General features: G+C 41.0%; 14 protein-coding genes and 3 tRNA genes. 9 read left to right on the top strand and 8 right to left on the bottom strand.

Translation table 11 applies throughout. From position 1 onward, the window contains the following. Positions 1-389: 389 nt before the first annotated feature. The 6 genes from betI (at position 390) to EGC86_RS09795 (ending at position 6,960) form a co-directional block, all read left to right on the top strand. Entirely contained in the window at positions 390-986 is a 597-nt protein-coding gene (gene betI / locus EGC86_RS09820) for a transcriptional regulator BetI (protein WP_059744955.1), read from the top strand. Further along, positions 986-2,452, top strand: coding sequence for a betaine-aldehyde dehydrogenase (gene betB, locus EGC86_RS09815; RefSeq protein WP_123777405.1), 1,467 nt, complete (start codon positions 986-988; stop codon positions 2,450-2,452). Before betI ends, betB begins: the two co-directional genes overlap by 1 nt. 26 nt (positions 2,453-2,478) lie before the next feature. Next, the gene (gene betA / locus EGC86_RS09810) at positions 2,479-4,161 is read left to right on the top strand and encodes a choline dehydrogenase (RefSeq protein WP_123777915.1); all 1,683 of its coding nucleotides are present in this window, start codon (positions 2,479-2,481) and stop codon (positions 4,159-4,161) included. A gap of 235 nt (positions 4,162-4,396) precedes the next feature. Next, entirely contained in the window at positions 4,397-5,614 is a 1,218-nt protein-coding gene (locus tag EGC86_RS09805; RefSeq protein ID WP_059744951.1) for a BCCT family transporter, read from the top strand. Between the two features lie 27 nt (positions 5,615-5,641). Continuing rightward, positions 5,642-6,349: a TorF family putative porin gene (locus EGC86_RS09800; RefSeq protein ID WP_123777404.1), complete on the top strand. Its 708-nt coding sequence runs from the start codon at positions 5,642-5,644 to the stop codon at positions 6,347-6,349. A 125-nt stretch (positions 6,350-6,474) separates the two neighbouring features. Further along, a complete protein-coding gene (locus EGC86_RS09795; protein ID WP_123777403.1) occupies positions 6,475-6,960 on the top strand; it encodes a MarR family winged helix-turn-helix transcriptional regulator in 486 nt (161 codons plus the stop codon). Between the two features lie 540 nt (positions 6,961-7,500). Here EGC86_RS09795 and EGC86_RS09790 read toward each other — a convergent pair. The 4 genes from EGC86_RS09790 to EGC86_RS09775 form a co-directional block, all read right to left on the bottom strand. Then, positions 7,501-7,586: transfer RNA gene (locus EGC86_RS09790), tRNA-Leu, on the bottom strand. 49 nt (positions 7,587-7,635) lie between these two features. Next, positions 7,636-7,709: transfer RNA gene (locus tag EGC86_RS09785), tRNA-Cys, on the bottom strand. 42 nt (positions 7,710-7,751) lie between these two features. Next, positions 7,752-7,827, bottom strand: a tRNA-Gly gene (locus EGC86_RS09780). A gap of 329 nt (positions 7,828-8,156) precedes the next feature. Continuing rightward, on the bottom strand, positions 8,157-9,593 hold the full coding sequence (locus EGC86_RS09775) for a glyceraldehyde-3-phosphate dehydrogenase (protein ID WP_011637403.1): 1,437 nt from the start codon (positions 9,591-9,593) through the stop codon (positions 8,157-8,159). Between the two features lie 200 nt (positions 9,594-9,793). Here EGC86_RS09775 and EGC86_RS09770 point away from each other — a divergent pair, with 200 nt between their 5' ends. The 3 genes from EGC86_RS09770 to EGC86_RS09760 all read left to right on the top strand — a co-directional run bounded on the left by EGC86_RS09770 (position 9,794) and on the right by EGC86_RS09760 (position 14,383). Then, on the top strand, positions 9,794-10,624 hold the full coding sequence (locus EGC86_RS09770; RefSeq protein ID WP_123777402.1) for a DUF2989 domain-containing protein: 831 nt from the start codon (positions 9,794-9,796) through the stop codon (positions 10,622-10,624). Positions 10,625-10,854: 230 nt separating this feature from the next. After that, positions 10,855-11,865, top strand: coding sequence for a type I glyceraldehyde-3-phosphate dehydrogenase (gene gap / locus EGC86_RS09765; protein ID WP_011637401.1), 1,011 nt, complete (start codon positions 10,855-10,857; stop codon positions 11,863-11,865). A 601-nt stretch (positions 11,866-12,466) separates the two neighbouring features. After that, on the top strand, positions 12,467-14,383 hold the full coding sequence (locus EGC86_RS09760) for a methyl-accepting chemotaxis protein (RefSeq protein ID WP_123777401.1): 1,917 nt from the start codon (positions 12,467-12,469) through the stop codon (positions 14,381-14,383). 196 nt (positions 14,384-14,579) lie between these two features. Here the strand turns inward: EGC86_RS09760 and nadA are convergent, their stop codons facing one another. The 4 genes from nadA to EGC86_RS09740 form a co-directional block, all read right to left on the bottom strand. Further along, positions 14,580-15,647 carry a quinolinate synthase NadA gene (gene nadA / locus EGC86_RS09755; protein ID WP_123777400.1) on the bottom strand — a complete coding sequence of 356 codons (1,068 nt, stop codon included), beginning with the start codon at positions 15,645-15,647 and terminating at the stop codon, positions 14,580-14,582. A gap of 102 nt (positions 15,648-15,749) precedes the next feature. Further along, positions 15,750-17,363 carry a dihydrolipoyllysine-residue acetyltransferase gene (locus EGC86_RS09750; protein ID WP_123777399.1) on the bottom strand — a complete coding sequence of 538 codons (1,614 nt, stop codon included), beginning with the start codon at positions 17,361-17,363 and terminating at the stop codon, positions 15,750-15,752. Between the two features lie 9 nt (positions 17,364-17,372). Next, positions 17,373-18,350: an alpha-ketoacid dehydrogenase subunit beta gene (locus tag EGC86_RS09745; protein WP_011637397.1), complete on the bottom strand. Its 978-nt coding sequence runs from the start codon at positions 18,348-18,350 to the stop codon at positions 17,373-17,375. A gap of 3 nt (positions 18,351-18,353) precedes the next feature. After that, positions 18,354-19,532: a thiamine pyrophosphate-dependent dehydrogenase E1 component subunit alpha gene (locus EGC86_RS09740; RefSeq protein WP_011637396.1), complete on the bottom strand. Its 1,179-nt coding sequence runs from the start codon at positions 19,530-19,532 to the stop codon at positions 18,354-18,356. Positions 19,533-19,647: the final 115 nt, after the last annotated feature.

The raw sequence follows: 19,647 nt of genomic DNA, 5'->3' as shown, positions 1-19,647 counted from the left end.
TCCATGTGCTAACAACTCCATCGTTAATAATTCAATATAGGGATTATGATGGCCAAGCAATATGTGCACGAGTTAGGGTGTTTGGCGAGCAGAATTTCCATATTTAAATGATGCTTTATCAGCCAAAACGCCAATAATAACTGCAGCTGTAATGATTTGATGTAAAATCTCTTCGTTTTTTACAACAAACCACTAACCACAACAAAGTAAAAATTAAACCATTAAAAACAACGTCTTAATTTTTTAAGACTGTTTCATACCTCATTATGCTGCTGTAATGTTGTGATCTATATCAAGTTATAACTTGATAATTACAGCACTAATCATTAGTATCGTTATTAATTGAGCGTTCAATTAACAACACTTAATACAGATAACGGACCCCTTTTATGCCAAGACCTACAGTGAAAAACGTCAGACAACAACAGCTAATAGATGCCACGTTAATGTCAATCGAACGTCATGGGTTACAAAACACTACTATTAATACCATTAGTGGATTGGCGGGAATGTCATCAGGGATCATCAGCCACTATTTTGGTGGTAAACAAGGGTTAATTGAAGCCACGCAGAAATTTCTATTAGAGGAATTGAAGCAAGCATTACTGACAAGAACGTCAGGCAAAACATTAACCCCAATAGATAGGCTTTCAATGATCGTGGAAGCAAACTTTACCGAATTACAACGTTCAACAGCCGCGACAAAAACATGGTTAAGCTTCTGGTCCCAAGCGATGCACGATCCTGGGTTAGCAAGATTACAAAACATTAATAGTCAGCGGTTATACAGCAACCTGCTTTTTTCGTTTAAACAATTATTACCCAATGCAGCCGCTGTAAGTGCAGCCAAGCAAACAGCGGCAGTAATTGATGGTTTTTGGTTACGCAGTGCGTTGAGTGCGACCCCAATAGAAGATTTTAAACAAGCCCAAATTTTATCTAAAGCCTTTATCAAGGCTGTGATCGTGCACAACGGAGTAGAATAATGTCATCGTTAGTTATTTATCAAAATTATATTCATGGAAAATACCAATCAAACGGTACTGGCGAAACATTTGAAGTGATCAATCCTGCTACTGGAGATGTCAGCTATTTAGTTGAAGTAGCCACCGAGTCTGTGCAAAAAGCCGCAATAGAGAGTGCCAAAGCAGGTTTTGCTGTTTGGTCAGCGATGATGCCGATAGAACGTAGCCGCATTTTATTAAAAGCTGTTGCCCTACTACGTGAGCAAAATGATGAACTTGCTGCTGGCGAAGTATTGGATACGGGTAAGCCGTGGCAAGAAGCCTCGGTTGTCGATATCGTTACTGGCGCCGACTCTATTGAGTTCTTTGCCGGTCTCGCCCCAAGTATTGAAGGCAATCAACAACCTGTTGGAGCGGACTTTTATTATACTCGCCGTGAGCCATTAGGTATTTGTGCCGGTATTGGCGCATGGAACTACCCGTTACAAATTGCTTGTTGGAAAGCAGCCCCTGCACTTGCTTGCGGCAACGTAATGATTTTTAAACCTTCAGAAGAAACACCTCGTGGCGCAATGCGTTTGGCTGAAATATTCTCTCAAGCGGGTGTGCCAGATGGCGTGTTTAACGTTGTTCAAGGTGACGGTAGAGTTGGCGCATGGCTAACCACCAATGAAGATATCGCTAAAGTGTCATTTACGGGTGAAGTCGGAACAGGTAAAAAAGTCATGGCCGCTGCAGCGGGTTCGCTAAAAGAAGTGACCATGGAGTTAGGCGGAAAGTCGCCATTGATTATCTTTAACGATGCCGATGTAGAAAATGCGGTATCAGCCGCGATGTTAGCTAATTTCTATACTCAAGGTGAAGTGTGTACCAACGGTACTCGCGTATTTGTGCAGCAAGATATTTATCCGCGCTTTATCCAACGTTTAAAAGAACGTACTGAGCAAAACATCGTTTGTGGCGACCCAATGCACCCTGACACCAATTTTGGTGCATTGATATCACGCGACCATCAACAAAAAGTACTCGACTACATTGAAATCGGTAAAAAAGAAGGCGCCACCTTATTAACAGGCGGAACAGCATTAACGCCTGACAATGCACCTAATGGTTTCTTTGTAGCACCGACTGTATTTACAGATTGCACTGATGAGATGACGATTTCGAAAGAAGAAATATTTGGCCCTGTGATGTCAGTATTTACCTTTATTGATGAAGATGAAGTTGTTAAGCGTGCCAATAGTACTCACCTTGGCTTAGCGGCAGGTGTATTTACGCAAGACATTACCCGTGCACATCGCGTTATTCATCAAATGCAAGCCGGTATTTGTTGGATAAATGCTTATGGTGCCTCTCCTGCAGAAATGCCGGTTGGTGGTTACAAGATGTCTGGTATTGGTCGTGAGAATGGCTCTGAAACATTAAAAGCATACACCCAAATAAAAGCTGTTTACGTTGGTATGCAGTCACTTGAAAGCCCATTTTAGGAGTGACCCAATTAATGTCTACGCAAATGTCTCATGAATACGATTATATTATTGTTGGTGCCGGTAGCGCAGGTTGTGTATTAGCCAACCGCTTAACGGAAAATCCAGACAATAAAGTCCTGATACTTGAAACCGGTGGCAGCGACAAGAGCATTTTTATCCAAATGCCAACCGCCCTTTCAATTCCCATGAATACTAAAAAGTATGCATGGCAGTTTGAAACCGAAGCCGAACCACATTTGGACAATCGCCGTATGCATTGCCCGCGTGGCAAAGTGTTAGGCGGTTCATCATCAATCAATGGCATGGTCTACGTACGTGGTCATGCACGTGATTTTGACGAGTGGCAGCAAGAAGGTGCAAAAGACTGGGATTACGCTCACTGTCTGCCTTACTTTAAAAAAGCTGAAACATGGTCTTTTGGCGGTAATGTTTATCGCGGTGATAAAGGTCCATTAGCGGTTAATAACGGTAATGAAATGAAAAACCCGTTATATCAAGCTTTTGTTGATGCAGGTGTCGATGCCGGCTACCTAGCCACTGATGATTACAATGCCAGTCAGCAAGAAGGCTTTGGCCCAATGCACATGACCGTAAAAAACGGCGTACGTTGGTCTACGGCAAATGCGTACCTTCGCCCTGCAATGAAACGCCCTAATTTAACCGTGGTTACTCATGCGCTTGTGCATAAAGTGATTATGCAAGGTAAAACGGCTGTCGGCGTTCGTTACGAACGTAAAGGCGAGTTAATTGATGTTAACTGCAATAAAGAAGTGATTTTATCTGCAGGTTCAATTGGTTCACCGCATATTTTACAACTGTCGGGTATTGGTGATTCAAGCACATTAGCTAACGCTGGAATTGAGCAAGTACATCAATTACCTGGTGTTGGTCAGAATCTGCAAGACCACTTAGAGTTTTACTTCCAATTTAAGTGCTTAAAGCCGATATCACTTAATGGCAAAATTGATCCGTTAAACAAATTGTTTATTGGTGCTCGCTGGATTTTAAATAAGTCAGGTTTGGGTGCAACTAACCATTTTGAATCGTGTGGTTTTATCCGCTCAAAAGCGGGCTTAGAGTGGCCTGATTTACAGTACCACTTCTTACCTGCTGCAATGCGTTACGACGGAAAAGAAGCGTTTGCTGGCCATGGTTTCCAAGTTCATATTGGCCACAATAAACCTAAAAGCCGTGGCGCGGTAACGGTTGTATCAAATGATGCCAAGGTTGCCCCACAAATTCAGTTCAATTATTTATCGCATCAAGATGATATTGAAGGCTTTAGAGCGTGTGTTCGTTTAACCCGTGAAATTATTAATCAACCGGGTTTAGATGAATATCGTGGTGAAGAAATTCAACCAGGCTTAGCAATACAGACCGATGAAGAAATAGACCGTTTTGTTAGAAGTTCAGTAGAAAGCGCTTACCACCCTTCTTGCTCATGCAAAATGGGTGAAGATGAGATGGCGGTTGTCGACTCTGAAACAAAAGTACATGGTATTAATGGTTTACGAGTAGTTGATTCGTCAATTTTTCCGACCATTCCAAATGGCAATTTGAACTCCCCGACGATTATGGTCGCCGAGCGCGCTGCCGATATTATTTTAGGCAACAAACCTCTTGCTCCAAGTTTGGCAAAAGTGACTATTGCTAAGCAATGGCAAACATCACAACGATTACAAGCGCCTAAACGACAAATTGATTAACACCCATTCGTTGATGTGTATTCATTTATGCACATCAGCAACAGGTTGATGGCCAACCTACGTTTTTGTAAATGGCCAATTTAGCCAAGTTCAATCTATCAGGGTTTAACTATCGTAAACACGATACTTAAGGCTTGAGGGCATTTTGCCTTTAAAAATTGTTCTATGGCATAAAAAACATACAACAAGGAGCCAACATTATGTTCGCACACACTATTCACCCAGGAGTTAAATAATGACGACTTGGTTATCAATAGGCATTTTATTCACTTTTGCCGCTATCGCATTTGTTATTTATCGTTGGGGTAACATGCAGTGCATTGGTGTCACACCGGTGCGTAAATTTACCTTTATTGCCATTTTGTTCACTTCAGGGCTTGATGTTGGCTTAATCATGTTTCCGTTAACGGAATTTGCTGGTTATGCAGATTTGGCAACCAGTCCAGAATATGGATTTAGTAATCCGTTAGCCATAGAGTTTGGTTTTTGGGCCTGCTTAATTTGGGCTTTTTACTTTTTAACGTGCTTCTACTTCTGTGTGATTGAACCAAGAGTTAAGTACTTTGAAATTCCATTGATAAAGTTTATTAATAACGTGGTCATTATTGGTACCTGTGCCTTTACTGCTTATTTATTATTAACTAACTTACCGTGGTATTTACCGCAATTAGGTGATGGTGAAACCGTTGTCAGCAGCTTCTACTTAATCGTATTTATGGTTATTGCCGCCGCAGTGTATTCAAGTACCAGTATTCGCTATGTTCGTTACCTGAGTTTAGGCAGTACCTGGTTGTTCTTTGGTTTAATCGCTGTTATGTGGTCTGGTGCATTTTTATCAGACGATTCAAGTGTGGGTGAGTTCTTTACTACATTTGCGTTAATCGGTGACTACTTTGGCAACATCCATAACTTTGTGCTTCCAATAAACGATTACCACGAATTTTACCTATTCTGGTGGTTTGCATGGAGCATTATGATTGGTCAATTTACCGCACGTTTTGTTGGCGGAATGAAAACCTATCAAGTATTACTAGCCATGATGGTATTCCCTTCAATTCCAATCGCGATTTGGTTCACGGTTCTGTACTACTACAGTGCAAATGGTATTGATACATCTGGTTTTTATAATCTAGCAATGGTGATTGTAGGGGTAACGTTTGTTATTAACTCACTCGATTCACTGGTCCGTTTATATACAGATAACTTAAACCTTACGGTTGAACGTTTTGGTAAAGTACCTTATATCGTCGGTAATGTTGTGGTACTGAGTGGCTTAACATTGTTATTCAAACTAGACTTTTTACAAATTCAATGGGTCGGTGCACTGGCTATTGCCTTGATATTAAGTTGTTTCGCATACATTTTAAAATCGCATTACCGTAAAGTGAGATCTATTGAACTCTCTCCAAAAGAAAATGAAATCGATTTCACTAAAATCGAATTAGCAGACTAAACAATAATAATGATCCAAGGAAAAATGATGAACACAACAATGAAAAAGTTAGCCCTACTAAGCTTATTTGCTTTACCGACTTCAGTAATGGCTGGTGAGTTAAGCACAACTGTTAATGCAACCTCTGACTATACCTTTAATGGTGTTAGCCAAACAGATAATGACCCTGCATTACAGGCTAGCCTAGACTACGCTGCCGATGACGGTTGGTATGTGGGTGCTTGGGCATCTAATGTTGATTTTGGAAGCGGTGATGACACTTGGTTAGAACTTGATTTTTACGCAGGTAAATATTTTGAACTAACAGACAGAGTGTCTGTAGATGCAGGTATTGCATATTACACTTACCATGGTGATGATGCCTCTGATGAGTATTACTACCCAGAGCTTTACACCAAGTTTGGCTATGCTTCATCGCTTGGTCAGAGTGAATTGAACTTTTGGTATTCATGGGATTACTTTGGTGTTGATGCCGATCATTACATCATGATGGCTGCTCATACCTTTACTGTCGCAGAAGGTCATGACATCCGTGTTAGCTTTGACCGTTCAACCTCACTAGACGAAGACAAGTGGGCATGGGACAGCGATAAGTCTTACAACCATTATCGCGCAGAATACATGACAAGCTGGGAAGGTTTTGACTTCAACATTGCCGTTGAAGATACCAGTATGGACACTGAGACTAGCGATACCCGTGCAGTATTATCGGTATCACGTACTTTCAGTCTATAAGTCAAAAATTGCTAATAAATTAGCTAAGCAGAATAATGTCTTTGACATTATTCTGCTTTTTTTGATATTGGACATGAGTAATAAGCCGAATTCTGCTAAGGTGCATGGTGAATTATGAGGGGATTATGGAAAAATACGAACAACTATTAATTTCATTGCGCCGGGTGATCAGAGCTATTGATATACACTCACGTCAATTAAATAAACTATCGGGTCTAACTGGACCACAATTAATGGTCATACAGAAAATTGATCAACTTGACGCTCCACTAGCTAAACAAATAGCTCAAGAAATTAATTTGAGTGCAGCGACAGTGACGACCATTATTGATCGATTAGAAAATCGTGGCATGGTGATTAGAAAGCGCAGTGAAACCGACAAACGTAAAGTTCACCTGTCATTAAGTGACGCTGGTAAAACATTATTAAATAGCGCACCTAAACCACTGCAAGAACATTTTATTATGCGTTATCAAAATCTTGAAGAGTGGGAACAAAGTCAATTATTGTCTGCCGTTGAACGAATAGCTACCATGATGGATGCCAATGAAATTGATGCAGCCCCAGTTTTATATGTAGGCCAAATTCAAGTAGAAGAGCAATCTCAATAAGTCCCCTTCTATATTCATAACGTGATGAGTCATAAATTATTAATTCTCTCACGTTATGTTTCATTCTAAACAAGCCTAGCTTCAAGCTAACATTTTATCCCAAAGTGTAACCTGCTATCCAAAAATCTTATTATCAACACCCACTTCTATCGTATTTCCTCATACATCCAATAAAATTAATATTCATCTCAATTTTCTGAGGATTGCTATTAATAAAGCGAGGCAAGCCTGATGTTCAATAAGAGTCCGAGGGATTTTATTCTTTCGATTTAATTCACAAATTTCAGGCGTAAAAAAGCCCCAACTAATGTTGAGGATTTTTTACACCATTCTTCATTACAAAGAGTTACGTATGTAATTTCTTACTATAAATAATGGTACCCGAGGCCGGACTACTCTTATTAGCAAAGAATGGCACGCCTGATGTTCAACCAGAGTGCGAGGGATTTTAATCTTTCAATCTAATTCACAAATTTCAGATGTAAAAAAGCCCCAACTAGTGTTGAGGCTTTTTTACACCATACTTACGTATGTAAATGATGGTACCCGAGGCCGGACTTGAACCGGCACGCTTATTCAGCGAGGGATTTTAAATCCCTTGTGTCTACCGATTCCACCACTCGGGCAAAGTGTTGTTTTAACCGTTACTAGAAGTAACCATCAAACTCAATTTCGTGGAGGCGCGACCCGGAGTCGAACCGAGATCGACGGATTTGCAATCCGTAGCATAGCCATTCTGCCATCGCGCCATGCTTTAACCAAATTCTAATCCATCGGATAAGATAAGAAATTGGAGCGACATATCGGGTTCGAACCGATGACCTATACCTTGGCAAGGTATCGCTCTACCAACTGAGCTAATGTCGCATTTGTACCGCTTTATAATCGTTACTAAATTTGTCAGAACGATATCGCCTTTCAAATTTAACAGTAGAAGAAGTTTCCCCTGACTGCGGAATGGCATTCTACCGTTTTAGCCCCGATAGTCAATCAATAAAAACACATTTATTGCAACATAATGACTGTTTGATGCATAAATCATCATTATGATTAAATAAATTACAACGCGCATAAAAAAGCACCTCTAAGGAGATGCTTTATCATTAACATGACGGTAAGTACTCAATAAACAGCGAAATTAAGCTTGTTCAGCTTTAGAGTATTCACCACCATGTATGATTAGCTTTTATAACACATCAGCTTTTTGGTAACGATAATGTGGTTAAACCAAGCATTTTTTGCATAACGCCAACAACCTGGCAGCTATAGCCAAATTCGTTGTCATACCATACATATAAAATGGCCCGTTTGCCTTCTGCAATCGTTGCTTGCGAATCAACAACTCCTGCATAACGTGAACCAACTAAGTCGCTAGATACAATTTCGGTCGATTCGGTAAAATCGATTTGATTTTGTAATCCAGACTGTAATGCGACATCTTTTAAGTATTCATTCAGTTCATCGCGATTAGTTTCATGTTGTAAATTAACACTAATAATCGCCATTGATACGTTAGGAGTTGGCACACGGATAGCGTTACCGGTTAGCTTACCCGCTAAAACAGGTAATGCTTTAGCAACAGCTTTAGCGGCACCCGTTTCAGTAATCACCATGTTTAACGGTGCACTGCGACCACGACGGTCGGCACTGTGATAGTTATCGATTAGATTTTGATCATTCGTATACGAGTGAATGGTTTCTACGTGGCCATTCTCAATAACGTATTTGTCGTTAACCGCTTTTAACACTGGTGTAATGGCGTTTGTGGTGCAGCTTGCCGCCGATACTATAGTGTCTTCATCAAGAATATCGTTTTCATTAACACCGTAGACGATATTTTTAATGGCGCCTTTAGCTGGTGCCGTTAACAATACTTTTGAAGCTCCAGGGCTTTTAAGGTGTAAACCTAAACCCTCTTCATCTTTCCAAATACCAGTATTATCGACAATTAACGCATCTTTAATATCATACTGAGTGTAATCAACTTGATCAGGAGAGTTAGCGTAAATAATCTGAATATAAGTGCCATTAGCAATGATTGCGTTGTTTTCTTCATCGACCTCAACAGAGCCATTAAATGGTCCGTGTACCGAGTCACGACGCAACAAGCTAGCACGTTTCTCTAAATCGCCCTTCTTACCACCGCGTAATACAATGGCACGCAAACGCAATTTGTTGCTTTTACCGGTACGTTCTATTAATAAACGAGCGAGTAAACGGCCGATACGACCAAAACCATAAAGTACAACATCGCGAGCCGGGGTATCATCACCGTGATTAACCGCTTCTGACAATTCCTGTGTCATATAAGCTTCAATGCCGCTTGCATCCTTGTTATTACGCCAGTAATTAATCGCTAATTTACCAATATCCACTCTGCAATGTTTAATCGCTAATTTGCTAAGTGCTACAACAAATGGGAAACTTTCACGAAGACGTAATTTTTCACCGACATGACGACGTACTAAACGGTGTGACTTAATGATTTCGATGGTTGATGCATTTAGTAATGGTTTACCATATACCATTACTTCAATGCCTTGGTTACGATACAACTTGCCAAGCAACGGTTGCATTGCTTCTGCCATTTCGAAACGTTCTTGCCAGCTCTGTAAATGTTTATCTGCGCTCATGTAGGGATCCTTTATCTCACTTTTCTCGTTTTTTCAGAAAGGTTTGAGTAACAAAAAGAAAAGACCAATAATTTAGTATATTGTATGGGGGTGGCCCCTGTTGGTCGCCGACATTGTAATGAAATACAGGCTATTTCGCTAGTAACAAATTTTCGGTAAATGTGTAATTTTATTAGACAATTTACCTCTCGGAGAGCATTTTGAGCAATAATTTTGTATTAATTACATCATTTACAGTTATTGGGGCATTATTTGGCCTTTTTGGCTGCGATAATGACCGTAATAGCGACCTCATTTGTAAAAATAATCCCGAACTTTGTAGCGATTTACACAAAGATAGTTGGTGCCGATTTGAAAAAGGCGACTTGATCCGTCATCGATACGCGTTAAAACAGAGCTCGTCGCCCACAGGCAAGCAACTTTATCAACAGTTGGTATATCTAGAAAATTACAGTAAATGCATCGAATTAGCCGCAGGGGTTCAACATAAGTTGAATACCGACCGTACGCGTGATCGCGAGCGAGCATTTGCGGTAAGTACTCAAACACTGTCTGAACTTCAAGAGTTTACTCGCACTAATAATGAGGTACATTTAGCCTTTTATCGCTGGATGCGTTTCAACGATCAAGACTCGTTCGCTATTGTAGAAGACACCTATAAGCAAGGTGTCCTCACTGACAATGACATCATTACCCAGCTTGCTGCTTATTATGTGCGAGTTTCACCTAACGACGCTAAAACACTTTATTTGCATTTGTTAGCCACAACTGAACCCGCCAAAATCGATCCTGATTGGTTTTTAGCGTTAGCATCGATATATCGACAACAACAAAATGCTGAAAAAGAATACCTGTTAACTCGAGCAAATTTGTTAATGAGTGACAATCATGCTGATGAAGAAAAGTTATTGGCTATCATTAATGGTAATAAAACATTAGCGACTGAACTCGATAAACAAGCACTTGAATTAATCTCAGCGGTAATGAGTAAGCAATTTGCACAGAGTCGCAGTGAAATGTTACTAAAATAGGCATTAATCAGCCCGCTAATAGACCAATATTATATAACGCACGGTAGTGTTCAACTTACAAAACTGTGCTTAATTTATATTCATAATGTGCTTAATGTAAAAAAAATACAAAATTATTGGCTTAATTAAGCATATTTAGGTGATTTAACTTGATTATTACGGCCAATTTGGTAATTTTACAACCAGGCGATTTACATGCCACCTAATTATTTTAACTTGAGGGATATGAGATGACTATCCGTGTAGCAATTAACGGCTATGGCCGTATCGGTAGAAATGTTTTACGTGCACTGTACGAAAGCGAAAAAAATTATCCAATCGAAATCGTTGCATTAAACGATTTAGGTGATGCATCTATTAATGCTCACTTAACTAAGTACGATACTGTACATGGTCGCTTCAACGCAAAAGTTGATCACGACGATGAAGCTATCTATGTTAATGGCGACAAGATCTTAACTTTCCAAGAACGTGACCCATCAAAGTTACCTTGGGCTGAGCTGAAAATTGATATCGTTTTCGAATGTACTGGTATTTTCACTTCTAAAGAATCTGTGCAACCGCACCTTATCGCTGGCGCAAAGAAAGTACTTATTTCTGCACCAGGTAAGAATGTTGATGCCACTGTTGTTTACGGTGTAAACAACGAAGTGTTAACTGCTGATATGACAGTAGTTTCAAATGCTTCTTGTACAACTAACTGTTTAGCGCCTATTGCTAAGCCGTTAAATGATGAGCTTGGTATTGAGTCTGGTTTAATGACCACAATCCACTCTTACACTAACGATCAACGTTTATCTGATGTGTATCACACAGATTTACGTCGTGCTCGTGCTGCGGCAATGTCTATGATCCCAACCCAAACCGGTGCAGCTGCTGCAGTAGGTTTAGTGGTTCCTGAGCTTCAAGGCAAATTTGACGGTTTAGCGGTACGTGTACCAACAATTAACGTGTCTTTAGTTGACTTAACTTTCTTAGCCTCTCGCGACACTACTGTTGAAGAAGTTAATGCCATCATTACTCGTGCTTCACTACAGTCTCCAATGTCTGAAGTATTAGCGATTAATGAAGAGCCATTGGTGTCTATCGACTTTAACCATAATCCTTTCTCTTCTAATTTCGACGCAACACAAACTCGTGTTAATGGTCGTTTAGTGAAAGTGATGTCTTGGTATGATAACGAATGGGGTTTCAGTAACCGCATGTTAGACAACGCTGTTGCGTTAATGAACGCTAAATAATCTATAAAGTTTTATTTAATACTTTATAGACATATAGTTAGCTTAAGAGCCTCGCATTTATGCGGGGCTTTTTGTTTTGACTGCTAGGTAAGCAACATCCCCTTCTCTTATTGTTTCGATGCTGTGTTGATTTCTGTTTATTAACTTTCTTTTGATCTATGCGGCCTTCGCCCACGCCTCCGCCCACGCCAGCGTCAAGATGTAAAGTGATTGCCCCTTATCGCTCCAACTAAATGTTAATAAAAAAAACAAAAAACGACATTAAGTCGGCTTTTAATCATATGTAAAAGCTTAAGCGTAGCACTTTCATATTCAATTCTTTGGCATAATTTGGCATGGAGGTGAGAATGATGAGGGCTTTTATAATTAGCTTTTCACCGGCGAAGGTCTCATCTGCTTTCGATATGTCTGCTTGGCGCACTGAAATACAATTACTGTGAAGAAATTCATAAATCATTAACAAAGGCAGCTTGTTTTTTAACCACAAATGGCATCTGAGCCATTGAACACGGTTTTTTTTATAATCTATAGATAGTATTGCGTTCTATAAGAATATTAATTAATGCTAGCCTATATTTCAAATCGTTAAAAGGAACAGTACATGGTCAATACATTTAATCTCAATATCGGCAACCGTATAATCTTAGGTATTACGGTCATATTGATCTTGGTCATGGGTACTGTTATCCCCTTCGTATTATCAGAATTCACAACCAATATTGATAGTGCTGAGCAGCGCGAGTTACATAAACTCTATGAAACTGCTACCGCTGAAATTGAGTCAACAGGGAAATTAGCCCAAGCGTTGGCAACTGTCGTTGCTCGTAATTCTGACTTACAAAAGTTGTTTGCCGAAGGCGACCGAGAGACGTTAGCATTAAAAACACTACCATTATTTGAAACCTTGAAAGAAGATTATGCCGTTCGTCAATTCCAGTTTCACTTGCCACCTGCTACCTCATTTTTAAGAGTACATAAGCCTGAAAAGTTTGGAGACGATTTATCATCATTTAGACAAACCGTTATCGTTACCAATAGAGACCAAAAACCAGTAAGAGGATTAGAGAAAGGCGTTGCAGGCATCGGAATTCGTGGAATTATGCCTGTCAATTATCAGAATGCACATATTGGTTCTGTAGAGTTTGGTATGTCTTTTGGCCAGGCATTTTTTGACCAATTTAAGAATGATTATAAGGTCGATATTGCGCTTTACACTCAAAAAAACGGACAATTTGAAGCATTTGGAGCGACGACTGAATCTCATAGTTTTTCTGATAATACTCGTCTAGCACAAGCATTCAATGGAGTAATACTTAACAACCAATCTACATTACACGACACTTCCTATGCTGTTTATTTACATCAAGTAAAAGATTTCTCTGGACAGCCAATAGGTGTCCTAGAAATAGCGTTGGATCGCACACACAATGTAAATGCTATCAATGATGTGACCTTTACTATGATTAGTGTTGGTGTCATCGCCTTGTTATTAGGTATCGCTATTGCTTGGGTTATTAGCAGAAGTATCACCACCCCAATAAATATGACAACCCATACAATGAACAACATTGCCGATGGCGATGGTGATTTAACGCTCCGTTTATCAGTAAGCGGAAATGATGAAATTACCGCATTATCCAAAGCATTCAATCAATTTGCAACAAAGGTACATAATACAATTAATCAAGTTATGTCCGCTACACAGCAACTAAATCACTCTGCCGAGCGTTTATCTGGCATCACACTCGAAACTCAAGCTGATGCAGTAAAACAGCAGCAAGAAACTGAGCAGGTTGCTACAGCAATGAATGAAATGAGCGCGACAGTTCAAGATGTTGCACAAAATGCAACAGAAGCTGCTGATGCGGCTCAAAAAGCAAATGAGGCTACTCAAGCTGGTAAGCAGGTAGTTAGCAAGGTTTCATCGGAAATCAATCAATTGGCTTCTGAAATCAATATTGCAACACATGCAGTGTCCGATTTACAAAATCAAACGACAGCCATTGATAGTGTTCTAGAAGTTATTCGAAATATTTCAGACCAAACAAATTTATTAGCGCTGAATGCGGCTATCGAAGCAGCCCGAGCAGGAGAGCAAGGTCGAGGATTTGCAGTTGTTGCCGACGAGGTTCGTACCTTAGCCAGTCGCACACAAGCTTCTACGCAAGATATACAAGCAATGATTGAACAATTGCAAAGTGGCGCGGCTAAAGCTGTTCAAGTAATGAAAGATAGCGGTAAAGTTACAGACTCATGCGTTACTCAGGCAATAAATGCAGACCATGCACTCGATGACATTTTTGCAGCGGTAAACACCATTACAGAAATGAATATTCAAATCGCCAGCGCAGCAAACGAACAATGTGCAGTATCAAATGAAATAAATAAAAACATTACCAATATCAACGATATTGTTACCAAAACAACCGAAGGGTCAATGCAAACAGCAAGTGCAAGTGAAGATCTGGCTGATTTATCTAAACAACTGAATTCCTTAGTAGGCCAATTTAAGATTTAAACAAAACGAAATACAACAAACCAATTTGTTAATTAACAAAAAACCAAGTCTACACCACTTGGTTTTTTTGCTTATCCTATAATGGCTCGCTTGGCATTATATTAATATTTATGGCTAGCGTACATTAGCGTAAAAGACCCAATAAAAAGCCGACGAGATGTCGGCTTTATGTTTTTATGATCACTAAACCCAAGATTTAGGCGTTGCCCTTCACTTTCATGTTCAATTCTTTAGCAAAATCAAGCATGCGTGTGAGTGGGATGAGTGCTTTGATACGCAGTTCTTCATCCACAAATATTTCATGATTAGTTTTATCGCTATCGACTAATGAAGCTTCGATAGCTTGCAAACCGTTCATGGCCATCCACGGGCAATGGGCACAACTTTTACAGGTTGCACCATTGCCGCCAGTTGGGGCTTCGAGCAAGGTTTTACCTGGAGCCGCTTGTTGCATTTTATAAAAAATACCGCGATCTGTTGCAACGATAAAGGTATCGTTAGGCATGGTTTGCGCGGCTTTAATCAACTGACTGGTAGAACCGACAGCGTCAGCAAGTTCTACCACACTCGCAGGTGATTCAGGGTGAACCAAAATAGCTGCGGTAGGATGCTGCTTTTTTAGCTCGCGCAATGCTTTGGCTTGAAACTCATCATGCACAATACATTCGCCCTGCCATAACAACATGTCAGCGCCAGTTTGTGTGTTGATGTACGAACCTAAGTGGCGATCGGGTGCCCAGATAATTTTTTTATCCTGGCTATCGAGATGCTCAACAATTTCTAACGCAATACTGGAGGTGACAACCCAATCTGCGCGGGCTTTTACTGCTGCTGAGGTATTGGCATATACCACGACAGTATGATCTGGATGCGCATCGCAAAATTCATTGAACTGCTCAATTGGACAACCTAAATCTAATGAGCAGGTTGCTTCTAGGGTTGGCATTAAAATGGTTTTTTCTGGGCTTAATATTTTAGCGGTTTCGCCCATAAACTTAACCCCAGCAACAATTAATGTCTTTGCGGGGTGATCGCGACCAAAGCGTGCCATTTCCAGAGAATCAGACACGCAACCGCCCGTCTCTTCAGCTAACGCTTGGATTTCAGGATCAGTATAATAATGGGCAACAAGTACCGCGTTTTGATCAATCAATAACTGTTTAATACGTGCTTTATATTGTGCTTTATCAACGTCAGACAACACGGCAGGTTTTGGCGGAAACGGATATTCAATCATTTCAATTTTAGGTGCCGACAGACTCATACATATTCCAATCTAGTGACAATATCCGAGTATTATACGAAAAAGAGGCTAAAAACAAAAGGACGCTTTAGCGTCCTTTTGGATAAGATAGATTAAACACTGTTAACGCATAGCTAATAGCATTTCTTGCGGTTGCTCTAGGTAGTGTTTCCATAGATTACAGAAGCGTGCAATGGTGCCACCGTCAATGACGCGATGATCGCCAGACCAGCTTACTTGCATAATCTTACGTGCTTCAACTTCGCCTTTAGCATTAAAGCGCGGCAATATTTGTAACTTGCCTAACGCAACAATGGCCACTTCAGGTTTGTTAATAATCGGTGTTGCCACAGTGCCGCCCAATGCACCAATATTGGAGATTGAGATAGTTCCGTCTTTTAAATCTGCTGGCGACACGCGGCCACTGCGTGCGGCGGTGGTTAAGCGAGTTATGTCGGCGGCAATATCTAAAATAGACTTACTTTGCACATCTTTGATATTGGGCACTAATAAGCCCACTTTTGAATCAACAGCCATACCAATGTTATGACGAGGCTTGTAAGTGAGTTCGGTGCAATCTGCATTAACTTGGCTATTCAATATCGGAAATTCAGTGATCGCTAATGACATGGCCTTCATAAAGAATGGCATCATGGTGAGCTTCACTTCGTCAGTTGAATAACGTTGCTTCATGCTTTCACGTAAGGCAACGAGTTCGGTAAGGTCAAACTCTTCACAGTAAGTAAAATGAGGGATAGTCGATACTGACTCAACCATCATTTTCGCCATAATGGCTTTGACGCCCTTTATGGGTTCAACTCGGTCACTTGCCGTTACATTCGCCACTGCACCGCTATTCACAGAACTGACAGCTTGAGCACTCACTTGACTCGTTGATGACACTGGCGTTGTGCTTGTTGCAGCTTTAGTGGCATTACCACCTTGCTGATGACGTTCAATATCTTCTTTGTAAACTCGGCCATTTTTGCCTGTGCCCACAACCATAGCGATATTAATGTCCAGTACTCGCGCCATTCGGCGAACGGCTGGGCTAGCTAAGGCTTTACCTTGTGCAACAGGTTCAAGATTAACTTGTGGCGCAGCTGCTTGTGCTTGTTCAACGACTTCAACAGGAGCTGACGGAGCATTAACTTCAGCTTCCACTTCAATGGCGAATAAAGGTGAGTGCACTTTAGCAAGCTGACCTTTACGATAATGCAGTTTTACAATTTTACCGGCTTTCATGGCTGGGATTTGCACTAACGCTTTATCGGTCATCACATCAGCGATGGGTTGATCTTCAACGACGATATCGCCTTCTTCGACTAACCAATCAACCAATTCACATTCAACAATCCCTTCACCGATATCAGGCAATAAGAACTCTTCAATGTTTGACTGACTGCTGGTTGTGGCCGTAACAGCATTACTGTTAGCTGAATCGTTAACCGGTGTCATGGCAGCAACAGGGGCTTCAATGACGCTATCGTTGTCATCACCATCCATTTCAACTGCGTACAATGGTTGATGAACAATGGCGATTTCACCTTTGGCGTAGTAAAGCTTGGTAATTTTTCCAGCATGCGGCGCCGGAATTTGCACTAAGGCTTTGTCTGTCATTACATCAGCAATCGGTTGATCTTCAGTGACAATGTCACCTTCGCTAACTAACCAATCAACTAATTCACATTCCACCACACCTTCGCCGATGTCGGGTAAAATAAAATCTTTAATCATATCTTACTCCTAAAACGACACAGTGGCCTTGATGGCTTCGAAGGTCTTTAATTCATCTGGCATGTATTCTTTTTCATGCACTAATGGATAAGGCGTATCTAAGCCGCACACACGACTGATCGGTGATTCAAGCGATAAGAAACATTCTTGCTGAATCGTTGCCGCGATTTCACCAGCAAAACCTCCGGTTAATGGCGCTTCATGGTTAATCAGTAAACGACCCGTTTTGGTCACTGATTTTGCGATAGTTTCAACATCCCATGGCGCGATTGTGCGTAAGTCGATAATTTCGCATGAAATACCTTCTTTCTCGGCACGTTCGCAGGCTTTTTCGACGATTTCCATCTGTGCGCCCCAAGCCAGTACAGTAATATCGCTGCCCTGCTTAACCACTTGTGCTTTGCCTAACTCTATTACGTAGTCACCGGCAGGTACTTCGCCAACAGATGCGCGGTACAAACGCTTAGGTTCAAAGAAAATCACCGGGTTTGGATCGCGAATAGACGCCAGCAACAACCCTTTAGCTTGTTCTGGATTACGCGGAATAACCACTTTTAAACCAGGTGTTTGGGTAAAATAGGCTTCAGGTGATTGAGAATGGTAATGTCCACCGGCAATACCACCACCGTATGGTGTGCGGAAGGTTAACCCACCCACATCAAATTGATTACCACTGCGGTATCTAAATTTTGCTGATTCATTAACGATTTGATCGAATGCCGGAAAAATATAATCAGCAAACTGAATTTCTGCAACAGCAGTCATGCCATAAGATGCTAGACCATTAGCAAAACCAGCAATACCTTGTTCAGTTAGCGGCGTGTTAAAACAACGGTCGCGACCAAACTGCTCTTGTAAACCAGAAGTCGCGCGAAAAACTCCACCGAAGTGGCCAACGTCTTCACCAAAAATCACCATGCGCTCGTCGGCAGTCATGGCTATTGATAACGCCTCATTGATGGCGTGTAACATATTCATTTGAGCCACGGTTTAGAGTCTCCCTGCGCTTTTTGGATAGGCTTTTGGATACTTAGCAATGTGTTCTTTCAGCTCTTTCAGCTGTTTTCTCAATGCTGGAGTCGGTTTATCAAGCACATCTTCAATAATTTCATCTAGTTTCGGAATAGGTAACTTTTCAGCCACTTTAACTGCTGCTAGCACTTCTTCGCGATAACGTTCAAATAACTTGGCTTCATCGGCTTCAGTTATCCAGCCTTTATTGACCATCCATAACTTAAAACGTTTTACTGGATCGTGTTGCTGCCATTTGGCTTCTTCTTCTTTTGAACGATATCCAGATGGATCGTCTGATGAAGAATGCGCGCCCAAACGATAAGTCATCGCTTCAATTAATACCGGTGCATTATGTTCTAGTGCATGGGCACGAGCTTGTTGCGTGGCCGCTAACACCGCTAACATGTCGTTACCGTCTACACGGATGGTATGCATACCGTAACCAACTCCCCGACTAGCAATACCGTTACCGGCAAATTGCTCTTCTGTAGGGGTTGAAATCGCATAACCATTGTTACGACAGAAAAAGATGGTCGGAGACTTAAGCACTGCAGCCATGTTCAAACCAGCATGGAAGTCACCTTCTGATGCTGCACCTTCGCCAAAGTAACAAATGGCGACGTTACGCTTGCCTTGCAGCTTCATACCATAAGCAACACCTGTGGCTTGTGGAATTTGAGTTGCCAGTGGTGATGAAATGGTTTGGTAGTTGAGTTCACGGCTGCCGTAATGAATCGGCATTTGACGACCTTTACCTAAATCTTTCTCGTTACTGAACATTTGATTCATAAATTGTTCAGTCGTAAAACCGCGATAACGCAATGAGGCGTGCTCACGATATTGAGCCAAAATGACGTCGTCTTTATCAAGTGCTGCAGTGCTGCCAATAATTGAGGCTTCTTCACCGGTACAGGTCATGTAAAAACTAATCCGCCCTTGACGCTGCGCACCCAACATACGCTCGTCTAATACGCGTGTAAAAACACAAGTATCAAAGATTTTTTCGGCCAAAGCCTTGTCGATTACTGGTAGAACCGCGTTTTCATACGTAGTGCCATCAGCTTGCAAAATACGCAAAATGGGGATGTGCAATGACGCTTTGTCTAAGAAGCTGACACGGTGCACTGTTTCATTGGTCAGTGGTGCGTTGCTCATATTATGCTCTTGTTATTGTTGAGCCATGTTCAACATAAACATGGCTCTATTTATACTATGCGAGTAGACATTACGTTAACGTAAACTACCTATCAATACTTACTCTCACTGTAAT

The sequence above is a fragment of the Shewanella frigidimarina genome (assembly GCF_003797125.1).
GTDB classification, from domain to species: Bacteria; Pseudomonadota; Gammaproteobacteria; order Enterobacterales; family Shewanellaceae; genus Shewanella; species Shewanella frigidimarina.
The sequence above is the reverse complement of the archived record's forward strand: the minus strand, read 5'-3'. Positions and strand labels throughout refer to the sequence as shown.